9 protein-coding genes are annotated in these 13347 nt (G+C 56.6%); 2 read left to right on the top strand and 7 right to left on the bottom strand.

All coding sequences use genetic code 11. The annotated features are described in order from the left end of the window. Positions 1 to 570: 570 nt before the first annotated feature. From EKM86_RS00120 to parE, 7 genes are all read right to left on the bottom strand, one after another. The gene (locus tag EKM86_RS00120; protein ID WP_125754474.1) at positions 571 to 1656 is read right to left on the bottom strand and encodes a M42 family metallopeptidase; all 1086 of its coding nucleotides are present in this window, start codon (positions 1654 to 1656) and stop codon (positions 571 to 573) included. A gap of 53 nt (positions 1657 to 1709) precedes the next feature. Continuing rightward, entirely contained in the window at positions 1710 to 2642 is a 933-nt protein-coding gene (locus EKM86_RS00115) for a manganese-dependent inorganic pyrophosphatase (protein WP_125754473.1), read from the bottom strand. Between the two features lie 38 nt (positions 2643 to 2680). Then, on the bottom strand, positions 2681 to 3646 hold the full coding sequence (locus tag EKM86_RS00110) for a LysR family transcriptional regulator (RefSeq protein ID WP_125754472.1): 966 nt from the start codon (positions 3644 to 3646) through the stop codon (positions 2681 to 2683). A gap of 149 nt (positions 3647 to 3795) precedes the next feature. Then, positions 3796 to 4629 (bottom strand): pyruvate formate-lyase-activating protein, encoded by an 834-nt coding sequence (gene pflA, locus EKM86_RS00105; protein ID WP_125754471.1) that lies wholly within the window; start codon positions 4627 to 4629, stop codon positions 3796 to 3798. 167 nt (positions 4630 to 4796) lie between these two features. Continuing rightward, entirely contained in the window at positions 4797 to 7058 is a 2262-nt protein-coding gene (gene pflB / locus EKM86_RS00100) for a formate C-acetyltransferase (RefSeq protein ID WP_125754470.1), read from the bottom strand. A gap of 292 nt (positions 7059 to 7350) precedes the next feature. Next, on the bottom strand, positions 7351 to 9801 hold the full coding sequence (gene parC / locus EKM86_RS00095; protein ID WP_125754469.1) for a DNA topoisomerase IV subunit A: 2451 nt from the start codon (positions 9799 to 9801) through the stop codon (positions 7351 to 7353). After that, positions 9801 to 11813 carry a DNA topoisomerase IV subunit B gene (gene parE / locus EKM86_RS00090; RefSeq protein WP_125754468.1) on the bottom strand — a complete coding sequence of 671 codons (2013 nt, stop codon included), beginning with the start codon at positions 11811 to 11813 and terminating at the stop codon, positions 9801 to 9803. Before parE ends, parC begins: the two co-directional genes overlap by 1 nt. A 294-nt stretch (positions 11814 to 12107) precedes the next feature. Here parE and EKM86_RS00085 point away from each other — a divergent pair, with 294 nt between their 5' ends. Both EKM86_RS00085 and plsY read left to right on the top strand, forming a co-directional pair. Next, positions 12108 to 12698, top strand: coding sequence for a GNAT family N-acetyltransferase (locus tag EKM86_RS00085; RefSeq protein ID WP_125754467.1), 591 nt, complete (start codon positions 12108 to 12110; stop codon positions 12696 to 12698). Next, the gene (gene plsY / locus EKM86_RS00080; protein ID WP_125754466.1) at positions 12695 to 13327 is read left to right on the top strand and encodes a glycerol-3-phosphate 1-O-acyltransferase PlsY; all 633 of its coding nucleotides are present in this window, start codon (positions 12695 to 12697) and stop codon (positions 13325 to 13327) included. Before EKM86_RS00085 ends, plsY begins: the two co-directional genes overlap by 4 nt. The last annotated feature ends 20 nt before the right edge of the window (positions 13328 to 13347 follow it).

Below are 13347 nucleotides of genomic sequence, written 5' to 3'. Positions count from 1 at the left end.
TCCGCAGCAAATCATCAACCGACAGTCTTCAATAAATCTCTGCGCACAAGATTTCAATCTGCCATCACACTTGTTCAAGTCACACTCACGCGTCGGTCTTAATCTGCGCCTTGCGTGTGGCTTGCTGACATCGTGATTCTGAGGAATTAGACCATCAACTATGCGTCTACTAAGCTGAACTCGCATCAGATTCACAACTGATAATTCAGCTGTTTCGATGCGGCCAGAGTCCGCTGACGATGACCCATAGAATCTGTGATTACGGCAAAAAAAACTCAACTAGGCTCAAAATCAGTTTCGACATGCTGAAGGCTCGTTTTACTGGGCCGCGGTGATCACGATCAGCCTGAGTCAACCAGCTGGTGCAACGCAAGAGCCTAGAGACGGATTGGGCGAATTTGCTTCGGACTGCAGCAAGCTGGATACGACATTTCGTCGTATCAATAACCATGTATAACAATTATCAGGGCTAGAAAATAAGCACCCATGCAAAAGTTAGACATGTCTAAACTTATTCAACAACAAAAAATTGGCAGCCAGGTTAAATGCCCAGCTGCCGCGGTTTTTCAATTAATCGACAGAATTAAACGACGCGATGGTTTCCTTATCCAACCGGCGCAGAATCTCGGTGCCAAGCTTGCTGGAGACCTGAAAATCGCTCAGCGCGGTGAAGGTGTATGCAGTGTGCTCATAGCGCACAGGAATACCGACCACGATGGTTGGGACGCCTTTCCAGTAGCCAATCGCGGCCCCGTTCTGTCCCCCACCCGTCCGCACGGCCCGGGTGTATGGTAGGTGCAGCTCGTCGGCCAAATCAGCCGCGAACTGCTGGAAGTTCGGATTCGCGATGTAGGTCGTATCCAGATCCCGCAGCATCGGGCCTGCCTTGACGCGAGTCTGCGAGAGCCAGTCAGGCTCGAAGGTGTCATCAGCCGGCACCCCTTCGTAAACAATGGCGATGTCAGGGTCGACCTTGCGCGCAGTGACGTAAGCACCACGCAAGCCAACTTCTTCCTGCGTAGACAGTCCGGCGATGACATCCACGTTGAGGTCGTCGTCCTTGAGGTTGTCAAACGTATCGATCAAGGCTGCGGCGCCGATACGGTCATCAAACGCCTTGCCGAAGAACATGCCGTGTTTGGCATCGTATTCGCACTTCACGTCAGGAAAAATCGGGCAGCCGGTGTCGATGGCGTAATCCTCAAGAGTTTCCTCGCGCGAGGTGCTGCCGACGTCGATTGACATGCCGGCAATGGTTGGCACGGCGTTGCGTTCTGCGGCCGTCATGAAGTGTGGCGGCTTGGTCGCCACCACACCTGGAACGTACTCGCCGCGCTTGTTGCGCACGACCACGCGCATCGCCGGGACATTGGTCGGCACCCAGCCGCCAAGCGTGACGAACTTGATCAGACCGCTGGGGCGAATGGCCTGGACCATGAAGCCGACTTCATCGGCATGGGCATCCATTTGCACCACCGGTCGGTTGCCGGTGTTTTGCTTGCGGGCTGCCAGCGCGTTGAACATGCCATCGATTGTGACGTCCGCGTACGGCTTCATCTGGTCGCGATACAGCCGCACCACGTCTTGTTCAAAGCCTGGCACGCCATACGCGTCTGAGAATTGTTTGATCAGATCGATCTGAGTTTGCTCTTCCATTGCTTTTCCTCCTACCAAAAAAGGCTCCGGCAACCGCCTGAGCCTCAATCAACTTACGCCTCAAACGCCTTTTGCAGCGGTGGGACGACTTGCTTCTTGCGGGAAACCACGCCAGGCAGCGCGATGCGGTGGTCCGCATCGAACTTCTGGTTGAAGGCCGCTTCCAGCTTGTCGGCATTCTTGCCGTAGAAGAAACCGGTGGTATCGGAGTCCAGGATGTTGGTTGCCAAAAGCAGGAAGGAGTCGTAGCCGTTCTTTTCGGCTTCGCTCTTCATGGTGGCTTCAATGGCCGCCTGACGCTCGTAAACCTCATTCAGGTCAACGACATTGACCTGGCCGATGCGAACCGAGGTGCCGCCCATATCGAAGCTCTTGGCGTCGCCTTCAACGATATCCAGATCGGACTTGGCCGCCAGGTTGGTGCCTGCCTTCAGCATGGCGAGGCCGTATTCCTGCAGGTCAAAGCCGCCGATTTTTGCCAGTTCTGGCAGGACCTTGCGCTCAACGTCAGTAGTGGTCGGGCTCTTCAGCAGCAGCGTGTCTGAAATCATCCCGCTCGCCATCAGGCCGGCCAGCTGGGGGCTGATCTTGAAGCCTTTTTCCTGGAACATTTCGTAGATGACCGAGTTGCAGCTGCCGATTGGCTCCGCGCGGTAGAACAGCGGTGCGGCCGTTTCGAAGTTGGCGATTCGGTGATGATCCACAACGGCGGCAATCGTGACGTCCTTGATGTCGGACACACTCTGCTGGAACTCGTTGTGGTCGACCAGCATGACCGTGTCGGTCTCGTTAGCGGCGGTCTTGATCACACGCGGCGTGGCCTTCTTGAAGGTTTTGAGCGCAAAAGCCGTTTCGGCGTTCACTTCGCCCAAAGCGACCGCCTCAACATCAGTATTGCCGAGCTGCTTTTGGTATTCCGCGAAACTCATCGCGGAGGTTACGGCGTCGGTATCTGGATTCTGATGACCAAAAATCAATGTTGTCATGGTGTGACTCCCTTTTTCAGTATTGCGCTTTACGCGTACTAGTCCAGTTTAACACGGTTCTCAGCGACCCGCGACAGGTAATCCTTCTTGTCCAGGTACGCATCGAAGCTGTTCAGAAACTGTTCGACCCGCGGAATGGTGTCCTTGCCCTTGCGGAAAATGAACGCCAGCTCGAACGACACTGCCGGCTCAAACGAAACCGCGTACGCATCGATTTCATCCTGATGAGCTTGGTAGAACGACGTCGGCAGCGCCGTATTCACGCCGGTGAGGTTGAGAAACTGCATCAGCTGAAACGGCGTGGTGAACTGCGCCACGATGTGCGGGTAGTCGACCATCTGATTCTTGTAGGCCTCGTGCAGGAAGTACGACAGGAAATAGGAATCCGGGTACGTCACCCACGGCTGGCTCAGGGTGTCTCGGAAGTGCACACGCTTGCGCTTGGCCAGCTTCTCGTTGTGGTGCAAGAACAGCAGCTGCTCGTCAACGATTTTGCGGCTTTCGTACGGCTTCCAGTTCTTGATCGTGTCATCCGGCAGATACATGATGGCCAGGTCGATCTGGTTGTTTTCAAGCTGCTCCCAAATTTCGTGGCGGGTCATGTTCAGAAACACGATCTGCACATCGGGGTTTTGCTTGTAGTATTCAGCGGAAAAACCAATGAAGGCCGAGGACTCCACCGAGGCCAGCATGCCAATCTTGATCACGCCGGAGTTGGCGTTGCTGGCCTGCTGAATCTCATCGGTCGCCTGGTTCAGCGTCTCGTAGATCGAATGCGTGGCGTCGAGCATCGTGCGCCCAGCATCGGACAGATGCAGCTTCTTCCCCACCGAATAGAAGAGCGGGGCCCCCACGGTCCGCTCCAGTTTCTTGATCTGCTGCGTCAGCGCCGGCTGCGTGATACCCAGCAGCTGAGCGGCCTGCGTGTAATTCATGGTGTCCGCCAATTGCAAAAAATATGACAGTGTCTTCGACGAGAAAATGCTCTCCTGCTTTGTCTTCATGTGCTACTCCTTCATTCGGGTCTCCGCCCAGTTCACGACCGCAACCATTGCCAACATAACGAAATAAATCGCTTACCTAATAATAAGGTACAAAAAAAGAAAGAGCAACCAAAAGCTCTTCCTTCTTATCATAACAATTATCTGAAAGTCTAGTTTGCCGGCTTCCAAGTCTTCCAGCCGGTGTAATCGGCCGTGTGCAACAACTGCTCCGCGTTTTTGACGCGGTCGGCGGTTGGCGGCTCGATGCCTTCAAGCGGATAGGTAATGCCCAATTCGTGGTACTTTTTGACCCCCAGCGTGTGGTAAGGCAGCACCTCAACTTTTTGAACATTATTTAGAGTTTTGATGTAGTCCCCCAGCTGCTTGAGATACACGTCGTAGTCGGTGCGCTCAGGCACCAGCACGTGGCGGATCCACATGTCGCAGCCGTTCGCCGACATCCACTGGATCATATCGAGGATGTTCTCGTTCCCGATGCCGGTGAGTTTCTTGTGCTCAGCCGAGTTGATATGCTTGATGTCGACCAGTGAAATGTCGGTGACCTTCATGAGCTCCTTGAACTTCGAGAACCACGGCTCGTCGCGGGTAAACGGACCGCCTGAGGTATCCAGGCAGGTCGAGATGCCGCGTGCCTTGGCCTTGGTGAACAGGTCGAGCAAAAAGTCGATCTGCACCAGGGACTCGCCGCCGGAGCATGTCAAGCCGCCGGTCTCACCCCAAAACGCGCGGTAGCGTTCGGCGTTATCCAGCAGCTCATCCGCGGTCATTTCGGTGCCGACACCGATGTTCCAGGTGTCAGGGTTGTGGCAGTACTGGCAGCGCATCCGGCAGCCCTGCAGGAAGGCCACGAAACGGATACCGGGACCGTCAACTGAGCCGAAACTTTCCAGCGAGTGCACATACCCTTTGACTGGCCCCTCATCCTCAACGCCAATGGAGTCCAGCACGTTCAGTGGTGTTTTGGTATTATCGATCAATTTCATCAAAATGCCTCCTGTCAGTTTCAGCATACGCGGTCTTGCCCACAAGCGGCAAGCATTTTTGCCGCCTCTGGGCAAAACGGGAGTCCCGTTTACGAGGCTCCCGCTTAGTCGAATTGTTTGAATTGCACACGGCTCGGCAGCGGAACGCACCGAGTATGAAAGTGGTCTTACATTTCCTCGAAGAAGGTCCGGGCAATGACGTCGTCCTGTTGCTCCTTGGTCAGATCTGCGAAGTAGACGCAGTAACCGGAGACGCGGACCGTCAAAGTTGGGTATTCTTCTGGGTGCTTCTGGGCATCGATCAAGGTCTCCTTGTTGAAGACGTTGATGTTCAGGTGCATCCCGTTGTTCTCCATGTAACCGTCGATCATGTGAACCAGCGTGTCCTTGCGGGTTTCATCATCGTGGCCCAAGGTGTTCGGGGTGACGCCGAACGTGTTGGAGATCCCGTCTGTTGCGTAGTGATATGGGATCTTCGCGGTGGACATCAGGGAAGCCAGCGCGCCGTTCTTTTCAGCGCCATAAGCTGGGTTTGCACCAGGTGAGAATGGTTCGCCCTTCTGGCGGCCGTTAGGCGTGGTCCCAGTGTTCTTGCCGTAAACCACGTTGGACGTAATGGTCAGAACAGAAGTTGAGAGCTTAGCACCGTGGTACAGGTGGTGCGTGTTCATCTTGTTGTAGAAGTACTTGATCAGCCACTTGGCAATGTCGTCAGCGCGGTCATCGTTGTTCCCATAGCGTGGGTAGTCGTCGTTTTCGGCCTTGAAGTCGATGGCAACGCCCTTTTCGTCGCGGATCGGGTGAACCTTGCCGTACTTGATCGCGGAAATGGAGTCAACCGCGTGCGAGAAGCCGGAAATCCCTGTCGCGAAGGTGTAGTCCAGGTGGGTGTCCTTCAATGCCAACTGAGCGGATTCGTAGTAGTACTTGTCGTGCATGTACTGAATCGCGTTCAAGGCGTTGACATAGACATCAGCCAGCCAGCCGGCCTGGACGTCGAACTTCTTCATGAATTCATCATAGTCGATGACGTCAGAGGTGATTGGCTCGGTTTCAGGACCAACTTGCGTCTCGCCGATTTCGTCCATCCCACCATTGATGGCGTAAAGGATGGCCTTTGCCAGGTTTGCCCGGGCGCCGAAGAACTGGACGCCGTCTTTGATCGGCTGAGCGGAAACACAGCAGGCAATGCCGTAGTAGTCGGTGCCCCATTCGGTGCGCATCAGTGAGTCGTTTTCGTACTGAATGGTTGAACTGGAGATGGACACCTCAGTTGCGTAGCGCTTGAAGCCTTCTGGCAGCTTCTCGTCCCACAGCAGCGTGATGTTCGGCTCAGGCGCCGCACCCATGTTGTCGAGGGTCTTCAGGAAGCGGAATGCGGTCTTGGTGATGTGGTGACGGCCGTCAAAGCCGACACCGCCCAAGCTCAGGGTCGCCCAGATCGGGTCGCCTGAGAACAAGGAGTTGTACTCTTCGGTCCGAATGAAGCGCACCATGCGGAGTTTCATGACCAAGTGGTCGATCAGCTCTTGGGCCTGGCTCTCGTCAAGCAGGCCGCGCTTCATGTCGCGTTCGATAAAGGCATCAATTGTGGTGTCGATGCGGCCAACTGACATCGCAGCCCCGTTTTGGGTCTTGACTGCGGCCAGGTAGCCGAAGTAGATCCACTGAACGGCTTCTTGGGCGGTCGTTGCCGGCTTGGAAATATCGAAACCGTAGCTGGCTGCCATCTTCTTCATGTCGTTCAGGGCCCGATACTGGTCGGAAACCTGTTCGCGCAGGCGAATCACATCGTCGGTCATTTCGCCGTCGCCGATGTTGTCAAAGTCCGCCTTCTTGGCGGCCATCAACGCGTCGATCCCGTAAATCGCGATCCGTGGGAAGTCAGCCACGATGCGGCCACGTGCGTAAGCATCTGGCAAGCCGGTCACGATCTTGTAGTGGCGCGCCTTGCGCATGTCTGGCGTGTAGACATCGAACACGCCTTGGTTGTGGGTCTTGTGGTATTCAGTAAAGATCTTATGCATTTCTGGATCTGGGGTGTACCCGTAGGACTTAAGCGCATCCTCGGCCATCCGGATCCCGCCGAAAGGCATGAACGCACGCTTGAATGGCTTGTCAGTTTGCAGACCAACGATCTTTTCCAGATCCTTGTTCAAGTAGCCCGGGCCGTGGCTAGTGACCGTTGCGACCACTTTGGTGTCCGCATCGAGCACGCCGCCTGCAGCACGTTCTTGCTTCTTCAGGTTCAGCACCTGATTGTTCAAGATCGTGGTTGCTTCAGTTGGGCCGGCAAGGAATGATTCATCGCCGTTGTATTGTGTCAGGTTGTGCTGAATGAAATCGCGAACGTTGATCTCATCCTGCCAGTCGCCGCCGTTAAAACCTTCCCAGTAGGTCTTGACGTCAGTTTTGTCTAACTGCTTCATCTGGATAGCCTCCTAATTGTTGAACTTTTACCACAGTTCTTACGTAATTAGTATAACACGTCACAAGACCTGTGCAAGCCTTTTCTTTCCCTTTGTACAGGCATTGATAGCCCTATCAGGATTGTGTCTTAAATGTAAATTCCGATAACTATTTCACAAACTTTTTAGATTGAAATGCTGATTTACCGCGGTTTTATCTGACCCCTGTCGCACGTATCTGTATTACAGTTTTTCACCCCGTGTATTGTAACAGATACAAAAAAAGAGACCTCATCGGTCCCTTTAGAAAAAATTAATTTTCTTCCGGCGTTGCTAACACCTGACTCAAATGGATAAAACTCGGCGTCCCCACCGTATCGGTGTCGAGAACAAACGACCCATTCGAGTAGCGATCGCCATCCGGATACTCGCTGGCGGTCAGCTCGACCTGCTGGTCCTTATCCGTGACGACGGTGATCAGCGTGTTGTCGTCGACCTTGCTCATCGCGACGACGCGGTGCGGGTCACGCTTGAGCTCACGCAGCACGAGCAGGCCGCGGCGGGCCCGGGCGCCGACGCCCATTTCCTTCAGCTTCATCTTCTTGAAGGCGCCACGCTGCGTCAAGATGCCGACTTCGGTTTGCACCGGATCATCGGCCAGAATGAAGTTGACGACCCAGTCGCCCGGCTTGAGCGCCATGCTCTTGACCCCAGTCGACCGCGCGCCGATCACGCTGACTTCTGAGAGCTCAAACTGCTGAGCGTAGGCCTGATTGGTCACGGCAAAAACGGTTTGCTTGGACTCAGCCGCGGCGAAGTAGGCGTTGGTGACATAAGCGTCCTTGCCCTTCAGCTTCATGCCCACCATCGGTCGGCTCTTGTAGTTGCGCTGCGGCTGCAGGTCCGCGAGTGCGGTCTGCTTGATGTAACCGTCAGAGGAGCCAAGGACAAAGTTCCCCTTGGCATCCAGTGAATCGAACCCAAACGCGGCGATGACGTGCTCGTCGGTGCCGATGCCGACCGCCTGGGACAAGTGCTCCCCGGCGTCCTTCCAGCGCGAATCTTCAAGTTCATGGACGGGCCGGTAAATCACGTTGCCCGCACTGGTAAAAATGTACAGGTGCTGCAGGGTGCCCATTTCCCGCTCAAATACGGGGAAATCGTTGTCCTTGAGCCCGTTATCTTCAGCCGAAACCGCCTGGTACGACCGCAGCGAGCTGCGCTTCATGTACCCATCGCGGGAGACCAGGACCATCACGCGCTCGTCGGTCACGGTGACGGCGGTGTCGACTTCCAGGGTTTCAATTTCCGCCTGAATCGTCGACTTGCGGTCCTTGCCGTAGGTTTTGGCAATGCTCGACAGCTCTTGCTCGATGACCGCGTCGCGCGCCGCCGGGTGATCCAAGATGTCATGGTACTCGGCGATGCTTTTTGCCAGTGCCGCCGCCTCTTCTTCCAGCGCCGTGATGTCGGTGTTGGTCAAACGGTACAGCTGCAGGGACACGATGGCTTCGGCCTGCTCAACGGAAAAGTCGTACTGGGCGACCAGGTTGTTCTTGGCGTCGGCCTTGTTGGCGCTTTGGCGAATCGTGTGGATGACCTGGTCGAGAATCGAGATCATCTTGATCAGGCCTTGCACGATGTGCTGGCGGGCCTCGGCCTTTTTCAGGTCAAATTGGGTGCGCCGCGTGATGACCTCGCGCCGGTGCTTCAGGTAGGCCTCAAGCATCGGCTTCAGGCCCAGCTGCTTGGGCTTGAGATCCGCGATGGCGACCATGTTGAAGTTGTAATTGATCTGCAGGTCGGTGTTTTTGAACAGATACGTCAAAATGCCTTCCGCGTTAGCCTCTTTTTTCAGCTCGATGACCACGGACAGGCCGAAGCGGTCGGACTCGTCGCGAATTTCGGCGATGCCGTCAACCTTCTTGGCCAGCCGCAGCTCGTCGATTTTCTTGATCAGCAGGGCCTTGTTCACCTCGTAAGGCAGCTCCGTGATCACGATCTCCTGCTTGCCGCCGCGCATGGTTTCCATGTGGGTGCGGGAGCGCACGACCACCTTGCCGCGGCCGGTTTCGTAGGCCTGCTTAATGCCAGCGAGCCCTTGGATGATGCCACCGGTCGGAAAATCGGGGCCCAAAACGAACTTCATCAAGTCATCCAGGCTGGCGTCCGGATGCTTCATCAGATACAGCAGCGCGTTGATGACCTCGCGCAGGTTGTGCGGCGGAATGTCGGTCGCGTATCCCGCGGAGATCCCAGTCGCACCGTTGACCAGCAGATTGGGAAAAGCCGCCGGCAGCACCGTCGGCTCTTCGGTGGTGTCATCGAAGTTCAGGACCATTTCCACGGTATCCTTGTCGATGTCCTTCAGCAGCTCGCCGGAGATTTTGGACAGTCGGGCTTCGGTGTACCGCATCGCGGCCGGCGGATCGCCGTCCATCGAGCCGTTGTTCCCGTGCATTTCGATCAGCGGCTCTTCCAGCTTCCAGTCTTGGGACAAGCGCACCATCGCCTCGTAAATCGACGAGTCGCCATGCGGGTGAAAATTACCCATAACGTTCCCGACGGACTTGGCGGATTTCCGAAAACCCTTATCAAACGTGTTGCCGTCCTGGTTCATCGCAAACAGGATGCGGCGCTGAACCGGCTTTAAGCCGTCGCGCACATCTGGCAGGGCGCGCTCTTGAATGATGTACTTGGAGTAGCGGCCGAACCGCTCCCCCATGACCTCTTCGAGCGTCATTTCTTGAATGTGATTTGCCATTACTTACCCTTCTTCGAAATCTGCTTTTTGATCTGCTCGACGCCGAACTGCATGTTGCTGTGGTCGGTGGTCTTCGTTTCCATGATCGAGCCTTCCTCGTCCATGTCGAAGTCGACGTTGCGCTCGATCCACTCGCGGCGCGGCTCTACGCGGTCGCCCATGAGCGTGGTGACCCGGCGCTCGGCCAAGGCGCCATCATCGACCCGCACCCGGATCAGCGTCCGGGTTTCCGGATTCATGGTGGTTTCCCAAAGCTGGTCGGCGTTCATTTCGCCTAAGCCCTTGAACCGGGTCAAAACGTAGCCTTTGCCCATTTTTTTGGTTTCTTTTTCCAGTTCCTCATCGGTCCAGGCGTAGGCGATCTTGATGTTGGCGCCCTTCCCCTTCTGCAGCCGGTAAAGCGGCGGCAGGGCGATGTAGACCTTGCCGGCGTCCATCAGCGGCCGCATGTAGCGGTAGAAAAAGGTGAGCAGCAGCGCCTGAATGTGGGCCCCGTCGGTATCGGCATCGGTCATGATGATGACCTTATCGTAGTTGGCCTGCTTGACGTCAAACTCCGCGCCGACACCGGCGCCGATGGTGTAGATCATCGTGTTGATTTCTTCGTTCTTGACGATGTCCTGGAGCTTGGCCTTCTGCGTGTTCAACACCTTGCCTCGCAGCGGCAGGATGGCCTGGAACTTGCGGTCGCGGCCCTGCTTGGCCGAGCCGCCCGCCGAATCCCCTTCGACCAGGTACAGCTCGTTTTTCGCGGCGTTTTTGCTTTGCGCCGGGGTCAGCTTGCCTGACAGCAGGCCCTGGTCCTTCTTCTTGCGCTTGCCGGTGCGGGAGTCATCGCGGGCCTTGCGTGCGGCCTCACGGGCTTCGCGGGCCCGCAGCGCTTTGCGTACCAGCTCCTGCGCGTCGTCGCCGCCTTCCATGAGCCAAAAGCTCATTTTCTCGTAAATCACCGAATCGACGGCGGCGCGAGCCTGAGGCGTGCCCAGCTTACCCTTAGTCTGACCCTCAAACTGCAGAATCTCCTCGGGGATGCGCACGGACAGCACCGCAGCCAGGCCTTCGCGAACGTCGGAGCCTTCCAGGTTCTTATCCTTGTCCTTCAGCAGGTTGACCTTGCGCGCAAAATCGTTGAACGCACGGGTCAGCGCCGAGCGCATGCCGACTTCATGCGTGCCGCCGTCGCCGGTGCGCACGTTGTTGACGAAGCTGATCGTGTTTTCGGAGTAGCCGTCGTTGTACTGGCCGGCGAAGTCCACGATGATGCCGTCCTTATCGCCTTCGAAGTTGAAGACGGGGCTGACCGTGTCGCGGTCCTCGTTCAGGTACTTGACGAAGCTGACCAGGCCGTCGGGATAGTGGTACGTCTCGGCGCGGCCGGTGCGCTCATCCGTCAGGGTGAACACGATGTTTTTCATCAAGAAGGCCGATTCGCGCAGGCGCTCGGACAGTGTGTCGAAGTTGTAGGTCGTCGTCTGAAAAATCGTCGGGTCCGGCTTGAACGTGATGGTCGTCCCGTTCGGCTCGTTGACCTTGCCCAACTTCTGCAGGCCGCCATCGGGATGACCGCCGTTGATGAAGTGCTCCTCAAAGCCCTGCTTGTCGCGCACCACGCGCACCGTCAGCGACTCGCTCAGTGCATTGACGACGGAAGAGCCGACCCCGTGCAGGCCGCCAGACGTCTTGTAAGAGTTCTGGTCGAACTTCCCGCCGGCGTGCAGCACCGTCAAAATGACTTCGATGGTCGGCTTGCCGGACGCGTGCATCCCCGTCGGCATGCCCCGACCATGGTCCTTGACCGTGATCGAGTTGTCTTCATGAATCGTCGTGGCGATGGTGTCCCCGTACCCAGCGAGAGCCTCATCGACCGAGTTGTCGACAATTTCGTAAACCAGATGGTGCAAGCCGCGGGCATCGGTTGAGCCAATATACATCCCCGGCCGCTTTCGCACGGCTTCCAGGCCATGCAGCACCTGGATCGATGAATCGGTGTATGCTTCTCTTGCTTTTGCCATTAAATGCTCCTCTTTTCGTGCAACTTCAATTACAATACACCAGACGCGGCCTCATATGAAAGCTATTTTTCCAAGGCAGTCAAGCCGCGCGGCCTGAGCAAGCCGGCTAGCCTGCCTGGCGCAACGCCGCGGCCGGGTCCTGCCTTTCGGCCAATGATTGATTTCGCGAAAACTCGCTGCTGATCTGCAAGCAGCGAATGCTTGTTCGGATAACCTATTTTACGCAAGATTCGCCTTCACGTCAAAAAATGGTAAACTGAAAACACTGATATTGCTTCATCAAAGGTGGTTTCCATGCCAGATTTTCTGACCAAGCCGACCCTCACTCAGGAGCCGGTGACACTGCGGCCGTTTCGCGCCGCAGACATTCCGCGAATGCTTGACATCTTAACGCTGCCGCAGGTTAACCTGTACACCGGTGCGCTGACCAAAACCCTGCGTGCAGCAGACCGCTTCCCCGCGGATCAAAAGGAGACGGCCAAGATCATCAACTGGTACCAGACCCGTAATCAGCAACCAGACCGGCTGGACCTGGCGATTGAGGCCAGCGGGCAACTGGTCGGCGAAGTCGTCTTGAACGAGTATGACGCCGCGCACAACACCTGCAACCTGCGCGTACTGATCGCCGACGATGCGACCGAACGCGGCATCGGCAGCATCGCGCTGAAGCTGATGGCGGCTCACGCCTTTACCTACTTGCACTTGGCCGCGCTCACCCTCGACGTGTTCGACTTCAACCCGCGGGCCCAGCACGTTTACCGCAAAGTAGGCTTCAGGCCAACCGGTGCCATCGAAAATGACCTCATGCTCGACGGCCAGCCGCACACGACCTTCACCATGCGCCTGACTGCCAAATCATTTGCCAAGAAAGGACCTCAGTCATGATTCTCGCCTTATGCTTCATCCTGGCCTACCTGATTGGCTCCATCCCCAGCGGGGTGTGGGTCGGCCGCGCCTTTTTCCACCAGGACATCCGCACCGCCGGCTCCCACAACATCGGGACAACGAACGCTTACCGCGTCCTCGGGCCAGTCGGCGGCACCATCGTCCTGGTGATGGACATTCTCAAAGGCACGCTGGGTGCCAGCCTGCCGATGTTGTTCGGTCTGCACCCGCACTGGCTCGTGCTGCTGGTCGGTCTGGCCGCTGTGTTCGGCCACACCTGCTCGATTTTCATCGGTTTCAAGGGCGGCAAGGCGGTCGCCACGTCGGCCGGCATCGCGCTGGCCTACAACCCGCCGTTTTTCCTGTTCTGCTGCGCGGTGTTCATCAGCTTGGTCCTGCTTTCCAGCATGGTGTCAGTGGCCTCAACGCTGGGGATGTTCCTGATCACCATTGCGACGCTGTTCATGCATGACTGGATCCTGACGGCGGTGGCCGCGCTGATCTGGGTGCTGATCATGATCCGCCACCGCGCCAACTTTGCCCGCATCAAAAACGGCACCGAAAACATGGTGCCGTTCGGCCTCGGCCAGTATCTGCGCAAGCGCAGGGCAGAGACCAAAGCCAAATAGAACGCAAAACGCCAAGGCCT

Source organism: Lacticaseibacillus hegangensis, assembly GCF_003946465.1.
Taxonomy (GTDB): Bacteria; Bacillota; Bacilli; order Lactobacillales; family Lactobacillaceae; genus Lacticaseibacillus; species Lacticaseibacillus hegangensis.
This window is presented reverse-complemented; position numbering and strand designations above follow the sequence as displayed.